Source organism: Sphingosinicella sp., assembly GCF_052387495.1.
Taxonomy (GTDB): Bacteria; Pseudomonadota; Alphaproteobacteria; order Sphingomonadales; family Sphingomonadaceae; genus Allosphingosinicella.
The window spans coordinates 1-13781 of the sequence record NZ_JBQTJC010000042.1 but is presented as its reverse complement, the minus strand read 5'-3'; the positions used below and the strand labels follow the sequence as shown (position 1 = coordinate 13781).

Genomic DNA, 13781 nt, shown 5'->3' with positions numbered 1-13781 from the left:
CCGTGCCACCGCCGCCGCGATCGAGGCGGCGCGCGCGCCGTGGATTCAGACCGAGGCCGATCTCGAATGGCAGGAGGGCCTGACCGTCGATCAGGCCCTGCGCGCGCTCCGCGCCCCGCCGCTCAAGCTTCCCGGGACGCCCTTCCCGAAACGCAAGCGTCCATAGCCAGCATAATCCGCCCGAGATTCTCGGGGAGGGGGAGCGAGCATGTGAGCAAGGTCCGGGGGATCTTGCGACCGCGCAGCCGAAGCATGGTGGAGGGGCAGCGAGCGAAGCGAGTCCCTACCGCCGCCGGCGCGGCGAATCCGACGAGACCCACCGCCAGCGCCTCGCCGCGATGTGGACCCACGAGAAGAAGGTCGAAGCCGAGGAGGAAGCGATGCGCCGCGCCGCCCGCTGGGAGCAGGCCGGCGACTGGAATCTCCCCGGCGACGAGCTTCCGGCGATCCCTTCGCTGGAGCAGGTGACGGGGTGGTCGAAGGCCGACCCGAAGAAGGGGAAGCACGATCCGGATCGGGCACTCTTCGGCGGCTGGCGCCTCAAGGATTGGAAGCGAAGCCGCCGTTGAGCAGCGAAGCGAGCGCGTAGCGCTCGTTAGCAGCGAAACGAGACGGCGCACGCCGGCCGACGGGTCGGCGAAGCCGAGCCCGATCGACGTCACGGCACGATGGTGCCTTGGCGAGCCTTTCTAGCTGGGCCAGTCGAAGGAGTAGCAGGGCCTGTCAGCCATACCCCGGACTTGATCGGGGGGAAGGCTGATGGATGCTCAGGGATTGGAGGAAGCGCAACCTGAAGAACCGCTAGCGCGGTCGTCTTTGACGCTTACCGGGCCGGTCGCCAGCGGGATGGATCGGGAGTCGGCTGGAGTCAGGCCCGCCCGTGTCCTGCGCCTCAACTCAGCGGCGAATCCGCCGCGCCGCCTCCATTCCTGCGTCGCGGAATCAGGGATGAGGAGGCTCCAGGGAGTCACGGTGCGAGCGTCCGCAGCCGGAACATCGGCTCGACGCTGGGAATTGTGGTGACAATCGACATGGGCATAACCGAGTGATTGTCGCCAAGCCCGATCTCATAGCGCTCGAACAGCTGAGCAAGGAGGAGAGTGATCTCGGCCAGAGCGAATGCCGCGCCGATGCAGGTGCGCGCGCCCATCCCGAACGGAATGAACCCCCGTGTGCGCATCGCCGCGACAGGATCGACCGGAAAACGCTCCGGCACAAAAGCGCTCGGCCGATCCCACAGCATGTGATGCCGGTGCATCACCCAAGGTGACACCGCCACATAGGATCGCGGTTCCACACGCTGGCCGCAGATCTCGACTGGACCGAGCGGCACGCGCACGATTCCTTGCAGCGGCGGATATAGGCGCATCGCTTCCCAAAGGCACTGTCGTAGATAAGGCCAGCGGTCGAGGTCAGCCAAATGGCGCACCTCGCCGGGCCGAAATCGTCGCACTTCATCGCGCACGACGGCTTGCGCCTCGGGCCGAATAGCCAGCAGGAATGCGAGCCAAAACATGCTGCGCCCGGCCGTATCGAAGCCCGTGCCGAGAATCGTCGCGACTTCGTCGAGAATATCCACATCGGTCAGTGACTCAGGATTCGCTCGCTGGGCCGCGAGCAGAAGGTCCAGCAAATCCGGCGCTCCGAGCGCGTCCTCGGATCGATTTCGCCGCAGCTCGATGATTTCCGCGACGATCGCGCGTCCGATACGCCCCGAACGGCCTCGGATGCCGTGATCGAGGAAAAAGTCTCCCTCGCGGCGCGCGAAATGATCGAAGATCGAAACCCGGGCGCCGCAACGGAAATAGCTCGTCCGAAATGCGGCGATGCGCGAAGAGATGGGATCGAGCGAAACCGAAAGCGCCGCCGAGCCAATCGCGTCGATGGCGGCGTCCTGGAATGCCTTCGAGAGATTGGCGTGACTCTCCCCCGCCAGGCGGACGAGCATCCGTGAGCCGACCGCGAGGAATCGCGGAATGAGGCGCTCGACGTGGCGGGCCGAGAAGGCGGGCGCGATGCGTCGACGTTGCTTGCGCGACTGTGCTCCTTCCGCCAGCAACAGCCCGCCGCCGAAGATGGGGCGATAGAGCCGCCGGAATCCGAGCGGCCGCTCGAAGACGTCCACATCGGCCAGGAAGATGCGCCGCGCCTCGTCCGGATCATTGACCAGATAGGAGTCGACGCCGAGGTAACGACGGTGGAGAAATGACTCGCGATAGGCGCGTTCGGGCCAGGCGACGATCCCGTTGGATCGCAGCCGCGCGACCAGCCGCATCACCGAAAGGTCGGAAGCAGGCGGCTCCGGGGCGGGCGGATCGGGCCGCTGGAATGTCCGTGGCGGCGCCAGCGGGGTGTCGGCCGCGCGCCACATCATTGGTGCCTCAGCGCAGCCGCCGGCGCCAGCCGCGAAGCACGCCAGGCGGGCACCAGCGCACCCGTTAGGCCGACCAGTAGCGCCGCGACCTCTGCCCGGACCGCCTGCCCGACCATCGCCGAAGCCGATAGCCCGCCGCCGGGGGTGAGCGAGTCCACGAGTACATTGTGCCCAACCCACCCCAGCAGCACGCCGACCAGCCCGCCGATCCCGGCAAGCACGAAGCCCTCCGAAAGGATGAGCGCCAGGATTCGCCGTCTGCTCCAGCCGATCGCCGAGAGAATGCCGATTTCGCGGGTGCGCTCCTCCACCCCCATCGCCAGCGTGTTGAGCACCGAGAGGCAGCCGATCGCGAGCGCCACGATCGAAATGGCGAGGGACGTCGAATCGATCATCTGGATCAGGCGGCTGGAGCGCATCGCCTCGGCGGTGGTGGAGACGCTGAGATTCGGACGCAGCGCCGCGATGCGCGCGCGCGCCGCCTCGCGCGCGTCGGCATCGCCGGGCTGCTGGAGACGCACCTGGACCAGGGTCGCCTGCCCCGGGCGGGCGAGCAGCGCCTGCAGGTTCGGCAGCGGCATGATCGCCATGTTGCGCAGATAGCCGGTTTCGTAGGCCGAGATGCCGACCACGCGGAACCGCTCGAAGTTGAGCTCGATTTCGCCGTTCAGGTCCACGTCCGCCGCCTCCGCGAGGAGGTCGCCGAGCACGACTTCGGCCTGCCCGTCTCGGGGCAGGCGGCCTCCGCGCAGGCGCATCTCGCGAAAGGTGAACTGGTCGCGGCGCCAACCCGCCACGACCGCCTGGCCGTCGCCGAGCTCGAGCGCGGTATCGAGCTCGGCCGCGACCTCGGCGACGCCGGGCTGGCTCCCGATCGCCGCGGCAAGGGAGTCCGGCAGCGAGCCGGCGAACATGTCGACCATGCCGCGGTGAGTCACGATCAGGTCGACCCCGCGCTCGTCATGGCTCGCGCCGGCGCCTTCGATCATGCCGCGCGCGAGCCCGGTCAGCGCCACGTAGCTGGCGACCGCGAGCGCGACGCCGAGCAGCGTGAAGGCGGCGCGCCCCGGCCGGCGCAGCAGGTTCCGCGCGACGAGGCCGAGCCATCGCATCGGGGCGCTAGCCGCGGACATCCTCGGTCACCCTCCCGTCCATCATCCCGATCCGCCGCGCGCAGCTCTCCAGCACGGCCCGGTCGTGGGTCACGATGACCAGGGCGATCCCGCGCTCGCGCCACAGCGCGATCAGGAGCTCGATCAGCGCCGCGCCGGCCTTGCTGTCGAGGTTGCTGGTCGGCTCGTCGGCGAGCAGCAGGACGGGGCCGTTGGCGAGGCTGCGGGCGATGCTCACCCGTTGCCGCTCGCCCCCGGACAGTTGCGGCGGGAACCGCCCGGCGCAATGGCCGATCCCAACCTCGTCGAGCAGGGCGATCGCCCGATCGCGACGCTCGGCCGGGCTCGGCACGACGCCGAACATCGCCACCTGGACGTTTTCCGAGGCGGTGAGCGTCGGCAGAAGGTTGAACTCCTGGAAGATGATGCCGATCGTCCCGGCGCGCAGCGCGGTCCATTCCGCCGGCTTGGGCGAGCGCCGGCCGTCGAAGCTCACCGTGCCGCTTGTCGGCAAGTCCAGCCCGCCCATGAGGTTGAGCAGGGTGGATTTGCCGCTGCCGTTGGGTCCGTGGACGGCGGTCAGGTCGCGCCGGCCGATGGACAGCGATACGCCGTCGAGCGCGACGATGCTGCCGCCATCGAACTCGCGCCGCACGCCCTCGATGACGAGGATCGCATCGCCATCCTGCATAGTGCCTCCCCCCTTTCTATCCCGACCTGGATCAGCCGGGCCGCCGCCGGTTCCTTTCCTCCATTCGCGTCGCGACGCCGTCGATGCCGAGCCGGCGCAGCGCGCCGCCATATTCGTTGCGTAGCACGCGGACCATGCTCGTGCCGCTGCCTAGGACGTCGCTGATCCGTGGCGCGCCCCGCGAGGCGCCGACCCGCCAGCCGATCGCGCGCGGTCGTTCCCCCGGGACGAGAACCCGCGACGTGACCAGCCACTCGCCTGCGCCGATCGGCCGGCTGTGCGTGATTTCGAGCTGTCCCCGTCGGTCGGGGCGCAACCGCCTCAGCAGGTCGCGGACGATGCGGCCGGTCAGCGCCTCGCGAAATCGGGCCAGCTGCGCCGCCGTGGCGCCATTAGCGTGGCTGGCGAGCACGGCACGGGCGATCGCGCCGGTGTCGAACGAGCGCTCCACCGCCGCGCGGACGGCGGCGGGCGCGGGCACGCGGCCGTCGGCGGGCGTCAGCGCGCGCTCGAGGTAGCGGATCGGCTGGCGCGGATCCGGAGCGCTCTGGGCGAACGCAAGCGCGGGCGACAGCAAGGTCGCCCCTAAGGCGATCAGCGCCCCCCTCCGGTCGTAAGGCACGAGCGGCATGCTTTAGTTAACGGGGGCGCCTGTCAAGGCGGAAGCGCGACGGCCTCCGAGCCGGTGTCCATGCGCGGGAGAGAGAGGTTGAGCTAAGCTGAATCCAAATCGAGTTCAGGCTGGAACGCGTCTCATTTAACCCGTTCCACCTGTTCGAATTCCAGCTCCACCGGCGTCGCCCGCCCGAAGATCGAGACGGCCACTTTCACGCGCCCTTTCTCGAAATCGAGCTCCTCGACCAAGCCGTTGAACGAGGCGAACGGCCCGTCCAGCACCTTCACATTGTCGCCGATCTCATAGTCGACGCTGATCCGCTGCTTGGGCTCGGCCTTGGCGGCTTCGTCCTTGGTGTTGAGGATGCGGGCGGCCTCGGCGTCGCTGATCGGCTGCGGCTTGCCGCTCGAGCCCAGAAAGCCGGTCACCTTGGGGGTGTTCTTGACGAGGTGGTAGACGTCGTCGTTCATCGCCAGCTTGGCGAGGACGTAGCCGGGGAAGAATTTACGGTCGCTCGTCACCTTCTTGCCGCGGCGGACCTCGGTGACCTTCTCGGTCGGCACCTCGACCTCCTCGACCGCCTGCTGGAGGCCCATGCGGGTCGCTTCCGCCATGATCGAATCGCGGACCTTGTTCTCGAAGCCCGAATAAGCGTGGATGATGTACCAGCGGGACATGGATCGCCTTTGCGTTTTGAAACTTTAGCCGAGCAGGCGGAGCAGCGCCTGGACGAGGCTGCTGAACCCCGAATCGACGCCGAAGAAGAAGAGGGCGAGCAGGGTCGTCATGATCACGACCATGACCGCGGTCATCATCGTTTCCCTGCGGCTCGGCCAGACGATCTTCGCGCTCTCGGCGCGGACCTGCCTCAAAAATTCTCCGGGATTGACTCTCGCCACCTTGGTCTCGCCTTCCTTGCCCGGACTTGCCCTGAAAATGATCGGGCGGCCCTTAACATAATACATAATCGCCCGGCGGGCGAATGCCAGTGCCGCCCGTTCGGGCAAGGCCCCGCTGCCCAGTCCCTTGGAACTGGCGCCGCCCTTACCCATGCCGGATTGGCCGGGCTTCTAGCCGCCGGCCGGGCCGCGGGCAAGAGGCGTGTGGCGGTCCCCGAATTGGCTCGGCGCGGTCATCCGGCCGGCCTCGCTTCGGTCATCGGGGAATGGGCGGAACCTGCTCCCGCTATCGCTCGGTCCGCCTTCGGCGCCCTCGGAAACCGGCGGGACGCGCCCCCGCCATCGCCTTCGGTGCCCCCGGAAAGTGGCAGGAGTGGAGGGACTCGAACCCACGACCCTCGGTTTTGGAGACCGATGCTCTACCAGCTGAGCTACACTCCTAGGCCCGCGCGCCTTAACCGCGCGGCATTGGGGTGGCAAGTAGCTGGGCGACGTCCGCAAGGCTCAGGCGGCGGCGCGGCTCTTCGGCTGACCGAGCAGGGCGCGGGCGCTGTTCCCGGTGACCGGGCGGGAGAAGATATAGCCCTGGATGCGGTCGCATCCAAGGGTGCGGACGAGTTGGAGCTGCTCCTCGGTGGCGACCCCCTCGGCCACCGTCTTCATGCCCAGGCTCCCGGCCAGCGCGACGACGGCGCGGATGATCGCGGTGCTCTCCGGATCCTCCAGCGAGATCGCGCGAACGAAGCTCTGATCGATCTTCAGCGTGTCGAAATCGGCCTGGCGCAAATAGCCCAGCGAGGAATAGCCGGTGCCGAAATCGTCCATCGCGAGGCGCACTCCAAGGCTCTGGATCTGCTGAAGGATCTTTTTGGTCGAGCCGGTCAACTCCAGGAAGACGGTCTCGGTCACCTCGAGCTCGAGCCGGTGCGGCTCGAGCCCTGCCTGGGTGAGCGCGGAAACGAGCGTGACGATGAAACCCGGATCGTGCAGCTGCTTGGGCGAGACGTTGACCGCGATCGAAATATCCGTAGGCCAGCTCATTGCCTCGATGCAGGCGGTGCGCAGCACCCATTCGCCGATCCGCCCGAGCATGCCGGTCTCCTCGGCGATCGGGATGAACTTGGCGGGCGAGATCTGGCCGAGTTCAGGGCTGTGCCAGCGGAGCAGCGCCTCGAAGCTGCGGATCTGCAGCGTCCCGGCGTCGACCACGGGTTGGTAATTGAGCGTGAACTCGCCGGCGTCGACCGCGCCGTGCAGCGCCAGCTCGATCTTGCGGCGCTCCTCGGCATGGGCGTGGAAGCTCGGCTCGTAGAAGCGGATGTCGTTGCCGTTGCCGGCCTTCGCCCGATAGAGCGCGAGGTCGGCGTTGCGGACCAGCTCCTCGACGCTGTCGCCGTCGCCCGGCCCGAACGCGGCGCCGATGCTGGCGCCGACGAAGAGGCGCTGGTCGCGATAGAGGAAGGGGCCCTGAAGCGCGCCGACCAGAGCGAGGCAGAGCTGCTCGACCTCGGCCTGGCTCGTCACCGAGGGGATGACGATGGCGAACTCGTCGCCGCCGAGGCGTCCCGCCGTCATCTCGTCGGAGATCACCGTCTCGAAGCAGCGCGCGACCTGCTGCAGCAGATGGTCGCCCGCGACGTGACCGAGGCTGTCGTTGATCGTCTTGAACCGGTCCAGATCGACCAGCAGCACGGCGCATTGCTCGCCCCGGGCCTTGGCGGCCGCGATCGCATGTTCGAGATTCTCGAGCAGCTGAAGCCGGTTCGGCAGGCCGGTAAGCGCGTCGTGGCGGGCCATATGGGCGATGCGGTCGGCGGCGAGCCGCGTCGCGGTGACGTCCGAGCCGACTCCCTGATAGCCGGTGAAGCGGCCCTGCTTGTTGAAAGTGGGCCGCGCCGAAATCTCGATATTTTTGACGCCGTCGCCGACCGGGAGCGGGACGATCAGCTCGGTGATCGCCTCGCGCCGGCTGAGCGCTGCCTCCGCCGCCGCCATCGATCGGCGCACGCTCTGGTCGGTGCGCGGCACCTCGCCGAACAGGTCGAGGACGGTCATGCCTTCGAGCTCCTCGGCGGTGCGGCCGATCGCGCGGGCGAACCGCGCCGAGACGGTGTTGAAGGCGAGGCTGGCATTGGTGTGCCACAGCCAGTCCGCGTCCGAGCTCTCGAACTCGCGCAGCAGCAGAGACACCGTCTCGCTGCGCTCCTCGAGCGCGATGTCGAGGCATTTGCGCTGCATGAAGGCGCGGCCGTTCTGCAGCACCATCATCAGCATCGCGGCCGTGTAGATCGGCCCGATCGAGGCGATCACCAGCGAATCCGTGGTGAGCAGCATCCGGGTCACGACGACTCCCATGATGACGACATAGGCGGCGGCGGCGGCCGGGATCGGCGAGAAGATGAAGGCGGCGCCCGCCATCATCGTCGCGGTGATCACGCACAAGGCGAGTTGCTGGCCGTGGTTGGCGAACTCGAAGAAGTAGCGCGCTGGCATCGCCCAGACGAGACCGAAGAAGACGCTGTGATAGGCGACGCGGTTGATCGGCTGCTTCGGCAGCGAATGGATCTCGCGCTTGGCCAGCTTCCCCTTGTTGCGGGCGATATAGTGAACGAGGATGGCGAGGCTCACCAGCCAGGCCGCGAGGTGCGCGGGCGGAACCGCGGCAAAGAGCATATAGGCGACGAGGAGGGCGTTGATCGTCTGCCCCCAGGCGCCGATCACCATCGCTCGGCCCATCTCGCGCAATTGCGCGGCGCGCACGCGCCCCCACCCCTTGGTGTCGGGGGGGACGGCGCGGTTGAAGACCACGCGCCAGTCGAGTTTCGGGAGGCTCTTTTCGGTCATGACGCTCCTGAGAGCGCCATAAGGGCGAAAGCGTTAGGGAAGCGTTATCTTTAAATATATCAGGCGGCGATGCCGTAGGTCTGGATTTCGCCGGAGAGGTAGAGATTGCGCGCCTTGGCCCGGCTGAGCTTGCCCGAGCTGGTGCGCGGCAGCGAGCGGGGCGGGACCAGCTCGACGACGCAGTTGATCCCGGTGATCGCCCGGACGCGCTCGCGGATGCTGTCGCGCAGCCGGTCGCGCTCCGCCTCGTCCGAGGTACGGCACTGGACGAGCACCGCCGGAGTCTCCTCGCCGCCGGGCGTGGTGATCGAGAAGGCGGCGATGTCGCCCGCCTTGAAGCCGGGCAATTGCTCCACCGCCCATTCGATGTCCTGCGGCCAGTGGTTCTTGCCGTTGATGATGATCATGTCCTTGGCGCGGCCGACGATGTAGAGATAGCCGTCCGAGAGATAGCCCATGTCGCCGGTGTCGAGCCAGCCGTCGGCATCGAGGCAGGCGGCGGTCGCTTCCTCGTCGCGGAAATAGCCGGCCATCACCGAGGTCCCGCGGCAGAACACCCGCCCGATCTCGCGCTCGCCGAGCAGGCTGTCGTCGTCGCCGCGGATCGCGACCTTCATCTCCCGGACCGGCCTGCCGCAATTGACCACGGCGCGGTAGCGCTGGGGCCGGTCGCGCTCGCCCGGGCCACCGCCCGCGAGCAGGGTCTCCTCGACCATCTCGACGACGATGCCCTCGCCCGGCGGCATCACCGTCACTGCAAGCGTCGCCTCGGCGAGGCCGTAGCTGGGCAGGAAGCTCGAGGCCTTGAAGCCCGCGGGCGCGAAGGTGTCGACGAACGCCTGCATCACGTCTGGGCGGATCATGTCGGCGCCGTTGCCGGCGACCCGCCAGCGCGACAGATCGAAGCGCTCGGCGACGTTCATCTGGCTCGACACGCGCCGGGCACAGATGTCGTAGCCGAAGGTCGGCGAATAGCTCATCGCCGTGCCCTGGTGGCGGCTGATCAGGTCGAGCCAGGCGAGCGGGCGGCGGGCGAAATCCTCGGTCTTGAGATCATCGGCCGACATCTGGTTGGCGACGATCGAGAGCATGCAGCCGACCAGCCCCATGTCGTGGTAGAAAGGCAGCCAGGAGACGCCGCGGTCGCCCGGGCCGATAAGCATCGAATGGGCGTGGGCGGCGAGGTTGCTGAGCAGCTGGCGGTGGGTGATCACGACGCCGTGCGGAAAGCGGGTCGAGCCGCTCGAATATTGCAGATAGGCGATGTCGTCGGGCCGCATCTCGGGCAGCTCACCCGCCTCCGCCGCTTCGCCCGCGAACGTCTCCCAATCCAGCCCCGCGGTGCCGGTCTGCTCCGCCGCCGTCGCCGCCATCTGCAGGTCGGACGGATAGAGGAGCAGGGCGGGATCGGCGCTCTCCAGCTGCACGGCGAGCTGGTCGATATAGGCTTCGCGCCCGCCGAAGGAGGTCGGGAGCGGCAGCGGCACCGGCCAGGCGCCGGCGTAGAGCGCGCCGAAGAAGAGGGCAACGAACTCGGGTCCGGTCTCGGCGATCAGCGCCACCCGCTCGCCGGCGCCGATGCCGCGGGCGAGGAAGCGATGGGCGTGGGTGAGCGCGTCCTCGCGCAACTCGGCGAAGGGATAGACGCGCACCAGGGTGGCGCGCGCGTCGTGGAAGTTCATCCCCTTGCGGCCCTGCGCGACATAATCGAGCGCCTCCGTCATCGTCGCGAAGTCCGAAAAGCGGCGCGGCAGATCGTCGTCGGTGGGGGTGGGGACGAGCGCCTCGTGCGAGGAATCGGCGTAACCTTGAGTCACGTCTGGCTGAATCCTTTTCGACGGGCCGACAGGGCCCGAAATGACAGTTTCAGCGCCCCTCTACGAGGCGGGGCGCGTTCATATTCCGGCTCGACTGTGGCACAAACATGGCGGTGAGGCAGGATCGCCCGACAAAACGACGGCCGCCGCTCGACGGCGAGGCCCTGGAGCGGCTCGCGCTGCGCTATGCCGAGCGCTACGCGACCACGCGGGCCCGGCTCGCCGCCTATCTCACCCGCAAGCTGCGCGAGCGCGGCTGGGCCGGGGCGGGGGAGCCGCAGGTCGAGCCTTTGGTCGGCAGGATGGCGGGCCTCGGCTATGTCGACGACCGCGCCTTCGCCAACGCCAAGGGCGCCGCGCTCGGTCGCCGCGGCTATGGCGAGCGGCGGGTCGACGCGGCGCTGCGCGCGGCCGGGGTCGGCGACGAGGATTCGTTCGAAGCGCGGGAGACGGCGCGCGCGGAGGCATGGAGCGCGGCGCTGCGCTTCGCCGAAAAGCGCCGGATCGGCCCTTTCGCCGACGAATTCGCTGATCGCGAGGGGCGTGAAAAGGCACTGGCCAGAATGCTGCGTGCTGGTCATCCGCTTGATTTGGCGCGAAAACTTGTCGCGGCGCGGCCCGGCGCCGTCCCGGAAGCGGACGGCGACTGAGCGCCACAGTTCACAATCGGTGGAATCATGGTAATTTCACGGTCGGCCATTGGGGGGCCGGCTGTAGAGATTTGCGCAAAATGTCGCGTGACGAGAGAGTAAGCGGAGTGTCTCCCGCTCTCGATGGCGAGGGCGTTCCCGCCACGCATGGCGACGAGGGGCTGGCCCGCGTGACCGGCACGGTCAAATGGTTCGACGCCACCCGCGGCTTCGGCTTCGTCGTCTCCGATGAGGCCGAGGGCGACATCCTCATTCATTTCAGCGTGCTCAAGGAGCATGACCGGCGGAGCCTCCCCGAAGGCGCGGTCGTCGAATGCCTTGTCGCCGAGCAGGAGAGGGGGCTGCAGGCGCGCAAGGTGCTCGCCATCGATCTCAGCCAGGCGATCATGCCCGAACCGAGCCGCGGCCAGGGCGTCGGGGCGGACCGGATCGACCCTTCGGCGCTGCTCGACGATGCCGGCGTCTTCGAGCCGGTGCGTGTCAAATGGTTCAACCGCCTGCGCGGCTATGGCTTCCTCGTCCGCGAGGAGGACGACAGCGAGGACATCTTCGTCCACATGGAGACGGTACGCCGCGGCGGCCTCAACGACCTCGTGCCCGAGCAGCCGCTCAGGGCACGGATCGCGGTCGGCCGCAAGGGCCCGCTCGCGGTCGAAGTCGAGGGCCGCTGACTCTAGAAGTTGAGCAGCCGCGCCGCGGCGTGGACGGTGAGGCCGAGTAGGCAGAACGAGGCGAGGCTGAAGACGAGGAAGCGCCAGCGCACGACGTTGGCCGTCGCCTGGATCAGGCTGTGCACCACGCGCAAGGCCACATAGGCCCAGGCCAGCCAGACGTTGATCCAGACATCGCCGCCGCCGAGCAGCGCCAGCGTGATCGCGATCGCATAGAAGAGCGTCGGTTGCTCCAGCAGATGGTTGTAATTGTGGGCCTTCCACTGGACCTTGTCCTCGAGGATTCCGTCCAGCTGGGCGCCGCGCCCACCGCGCCGGCCCTTGAGCTCGATCCCCGCCCGCCGCATCGCCGGCAGGCGGGTAACGTACATCCAGATTTGCATGACGAGCGTCCACGCGACCAGCGCGACGACCGGCCCCAAGATGGCGCTGTGCATCGGAAGCGCCCCTTACGAGCCTTACGAGTCCTGGTCGGTGGCGGCGGGGGCGGCCTGCCCAGTGCTGTTATTGCCGGCTGCGGGCTCGGCGTCGCCGCTGCAGGCCTGCAGGGTCAGGGCGCTGGCGCCGGTAACGGCGGCCATGAACGAGCGGCGGACGAACTTGCGGCGGATCGGCTTCATCTTCTTCCCCTCACGCTTTCGGTGCCGGCATAGCTGCCGGAACCGGCCGCGCGAGGCAACCCCCTTGGGGACTAGCCTCCTAGCGCAGGCTGGCGAGGGTCATCTCCACGCCGATCTCGGTGGGGCCGCGCACCTCGGCGAGCGCCGTCTCGGCGGTCGGCGCGCTGTCGACGATGTGCACCTCGCCGCCGACCCGGGTCGCCGCGAAGAGCAAGCGAGCGAATTCGAGGGGGAGCCGGACGCAGCCGTGCGAGGCGGGGCGCCCCGGGATTTGGCCGGCGTGGAGCGCGATCCCATCCCAGGTCAGCCGCTGCATGAACGGCATCGGCGCGTTGTTGTAGAGGTTCGAATAATGCTCGCGGCGCTTCTCCAGGATCGGGAAGCTGCCGGTCGGCGTGGCATGACCGGGGCGACCGGTCGAGACGGTCGTCACCCCGATCAGGACGCCGCCGCGATAGACATAGGCGCGCTGGAGCGGGATGCTGACCACCATCTCGACCGGGCCGGCGGTGGCGAGCTCCGGCCGCCAGACGAACGCACCGGGGGCGAGCGGCTGCTCGTCGGCATCGTAGAAGGCGCGCCGGACGACCGGCGCCGGGGCAGGGGCCACCGCCGCGACGGGCGCCGCGACCGGGGCCGAGACGGCGTCGAGCGCCTGGACGGCGGGGACGGGGAGGCCGATCGCGGCGTCGGTGTGCTCGCTCGACGCGGCGGGCGCCGCGGCGAGGGTGAGGACGATAGCGGCCGAGGCGGCCGACCAGAACGGGGCAAGCTTCATAACCAACCTCCCTTACGAGCCGGTGCGGAGCCGCCTTTTGGCGAAGCCGCTGTCCGGTCTTCTCAGGGGGTCGGTAGGTCGGTCCGGCGGATGAGAAACGCGCGCGTCGTCAAAGGCCGCCGATCCTGCGTTCGGGATGCCGGATCAAGACGAACGGTTCGAATCCATCGACGAAACGCTAGGACGGGCCTTCAGACTCAGTCGAACATCTTCCCGAACGACCGCTTCGCGCGCTCGCGCCAGTGGCCGCGGTGGTAGGCGTCGCTGGCGAGCAGCGGGACGACCGTGGTCGCCTCGGCGAAGACCATCTGCTCGAGCGCGGTCGAGACCTTGCCCCAGCTCGCCGCCTCCTGCAGCGTCGAGGAGGAGCAGGCGCCGTCGCGGACGTCGGCGACGGTGATCTGGACCGCATATTTGTGCACTTCGACATCCTCGTAGCCGAGGATCTCGGCGCAGACGACGGTGTCCTGGGCGAAATTCTTCGGCACGCCGCCGCCGATCATCAAGAGGCCGGTGGTGCCGGCGCGGATCTTGATGTCGGTCAGCTCGCGGAAATCGGCGATCGCGTCGAGCACCATATGTGGCCGGCCCGCCTTCATCGCGTCGACCTGATGCTTGACCAGGCCGAAGCCGGCCGAGCTGTCGACGAAGGCCGGGCAGAAGATCGGCACGTCATGCTCATAGGCCAGCTTGACGAGGCTGTGCGCCT

Annotated in this window: 15 protein-coding genes and 1 tRNA gene; 3 read left to right on the top strand and 13 right to left on the bottom strand. The window is 68.3% G+C overall.

What is annotated here, in order from left to right:
• Positions 1–338 precede the first annotated feature (338 nt).
• Complete coding sequence (locus ACT4N8_RS02580; protein ID WP_444856574.1) at positions 339–569, top strand: hypothetical protein; 231 nt, start codon at positions 339–341, stop codon at positions 567–569.
• A 398-nt stretch (positions 570–967) separates the two neighbouring features.
• Here the strand turns inward: ACT4N8_RS02580 and ACT4N8_RS02575 are convergent, their stop codons facing one another.
• From ACT4N8_RS02575 to ACT4N8_RS02535, 9 genes are all read right to left on the bottom strand, one after another.
• Positions 968–2371, bottom strand: coding sequence for a cytochrome P450 (locus ACT4N8_RS02575; RefSeq protein WP_444856573.1), 1404 nt, complete (start codon positions 2369–2371; stop codon positions 968–970).
• On the bottom strand, positions 2371–3486 hold the full coding sequence (locus tag ACT4N8_RS02570; RefSeq protein ID WP_444856572.1) for an ABC transporter permease: 1116 nt from the start codon (positions 3484–3486) through the stop codon (positions 2371–2373). Before ACT4N8_RS02570 ends, ACT4N8_RS02575 begins: the two co-directional genes overlap by 1 nt.
• Before the next feature lie 7 nt (positions 3487–3493).
• Positions 3494–4177 carry an ABC transporter ATP-binding protein gene (locus ACT4N8_RS02565; protein ID WP_444856571.1) on the bottom strand — a complete coding sequence of 228 codons (684 nt, stop codon included), beginning with the start codon at positions 4175–4177 and terminating at the stop codon, positions 3494–3496.
• Positions 4178–4208: 31 nt separating this feature from the next.
• Positions 4209–4808 (bottom strand): ABC transporter substrate-binding protein, encoded by a 600-nt coding sequence (locus ACT4N8_RS02560; protein ID WP_444856570.1) that lies wholly within the window; start codon positions 4806–4808, stop codon positions 4209–4211.
• Between the two features lie 122 nt (positions 4809–4930).
• On the bottom strand, positions 4931–5470 hold the full coding sequence (nusG, locus tag ACT4N8_RS02555; protein ID WP_444856569.1) for a transcription termination/antitermination protein NusG: 540 nt from the start codon (positions 5468–5470) through the stop codon (positions 4931–4933).
• Positions 5471–5494: 24 nt separating this feature from the next.
• A complete protein-coding gene (gene secE, locus ACT4N8_RS02550; protein WP_444856568.1) occupies positions 5495–5692 on the bottom strand; it encodes a preprotein translocase subunit SecE in 198 nt (65 codons plus the stop codon).
• A 365-nt stretch (positions 5693–6057) separates the two neighbouring features.
• Positions 6058–6133 (bottom strand) — tRNA-Trp (locus tag ACT4N8_RS02545).
• Positions 6134–6196: 63 nt separating this feature from the next.
• Positions 6197–8536 (bottom strand): putative bifunctional diguanylate cyclase/phosphodiesterase, encoded by a 2340-nt coding sequence (locus ACT4N8_RS02540; protein ID WP_444856567.1) that lies wholly within the window; start codon positions 8534–8536, stop codon positions 6197–6199.
• Positions 8537–8595: 59 nt separating this feature from the next.
• Complete coding sequence (locus ACT4N8_RS02535) at positions 8596–10353, bottom strand: fatty acyl-AMP ligase (RefSeq protein ID WP_444856566.1); 1758 nt, start codon at positions 10351–10353, stop codon at positions 8596–8598.
• Positions 10354–10460: 107 nt separating this feature from the next.
• Between ACT4N8_RS02535 and ACT4N8_RS02530 the strand changes: the two genes are divergently transcribed.
• On the top strand, positions 10461–11003 hold the full coding sequence (locus ACT4N8_RS02530; RefSeq protein WP_444856565.1) for a regulatory protein RecX: 543 nt from the start codon (positions 10461–10463) through the stop codon (positions 11001–11003).
• Between the two features lie 107 nt (positions 11004–11110).
• A complete protein-coding gene (locus tag ACT4N8_RS02525) occupies positions 11111–11674 on the top strand; it encodes a cold-shock protein (protein WP_444856564.1) in 564 nt (187 codons plus the stop codon).
• A gap of 2 nt (positions 11675–11676) precedes the next feature.
• Here ACT4N8_RS02525 and ACT4N8_RS02520 read toward each other — a convergent pair whose 3' ends face one another.
• The 4 genes from ACT4N8_RS02520 to ACT4N8_RS02505 all read right to left on the bottom strand — a co-directional run.
• Positions 11677–12111: an MAPEG family protein gene (locus ACT4N8_RS02520; RefSeq protein WP_444856563.1), complete on the bottom strand. Its 435-nt coding sequence runs from the start codon at positions 12109–12111 to the stop codon at positions 11677–11679.
• Between the two features lie 21 nt (positions 12112–12132).
• Positions 12133–12294, bottom strand: coding sequence for a hypothetical protein (locus ACT4N8_RS02515; protein WP_444856562.1), 162 nt, complete (start codon positions 12292–12294; stop codon positions 12133–12135).
• 79 nt (positions 12295–12373) lie between these two features.
• Positions 12374–13072, bottom strand: a complete 699-nt coding sequence (locus ACT4N8_RS02510) for a L,D-transpeptidase family protein (RefSeq protein ID WP_444856561.1) — start codon at positions 13070–13072, stop codon at positions 12374–12376.
• 197 nt (positions 13073–13269) lie between these two features.
• The coding region (locus tag ACT4N8_RS02505) for a deoxyhypusine synthase family protein (RefSeq protein ID WP_444856560.1) at positions 13270–13781 on the bottom strand (512 nt) is incomplete at its 5' end.

What these genes read in the sequence shown, in the direction of transcription:
- ACT4N8_RS02580 (WP_444856574.1), top strand. Translation starts at nt 339, where the DNA reads ATGTGGACCCACGAGAAGAAGGTCGAAGCCGAGGAGGAAGCGATGCGC.
- ACT4N8_RS02575 (WP_444856573.1), bottom strand. Translation starts at nt 2,371, where the DNA reads ATGTGGCGCGCGGCCGACACCCCGCTGGCGCCGCCACGGACATTCCAG.
- ACT4N8_RS02570 (WP_444856572.1), bottom strand. Translation starts at nt 3,486, where the DNA reads ATGCGATGGCTCGGCCTCGTCGCGCGGAACCTGCTGCGCCGGCCGGGG.
- ACT4N8_RS02565 (WP_444856571.1), bottom strand. Translation starts at nt 4,177, where the DNA reads ATGCAGGATGGCGATGCGATCCTCGTCATCGAGGGCGTGCGGCGCGAG.
- ACT4N8_RS02560 (WP_444856570.1), bottom strand. Translation starts at nt 4,808, where the DNA reads ATGCCGCTCGTGCCTTACGACCGGAGGGGGGCGCTGATCGCCTTAGGG.
- nusG (WP_444856569.1), bottom strand. Translation starts at nt 5,470, where the DNA reads ATGTCCCGCTGGTACATCATCCACGCTTATTCGGGCTTCGAGAACAAG.
- ACT4N8_RS02540 (WP_444856567.1), bottom strand. Translation starts at nt 8,536, where the DNA reads ATGACCGAAAAGAGCCTCCCGAAACTCGACTGGCGCGTGGTCTTCAAC.
- ACT4N8_RS02530 (WP_444856565.1), top strand. Translation starts at nt 10,461, where the DNA reads ATGGCGGTGAGGCAGGATCGCCCGACAAAACGACGGCCGCCGCTCGAC.
- ACT4N8_RS02520 (WP_444856563.1), bottom strand. Translation starts at nt 12,111, where the DNA reads ATGCACAGCGCCATCTTGGGGCCGGTCGTCGCGCTGGTCGCGTGGACG.
- ACT4N8_RS02515 (WP_444856562.1), bottom strand. Translation starts at nt 12,294, where the DNA reads ATGAAGCCGATCCGCCGCAAGTTCGTCCGCCGCTCGTTCATGGCCGCC.
- ACT4N8_RS02510 (WP_444856561.1), bottom strand. Translation starts at nt 13,072, where the DNA reads ATGAAGCTTGCCCCGTTCTGGTCGGCCGCCTCGGCCGCTATCGTCCTC.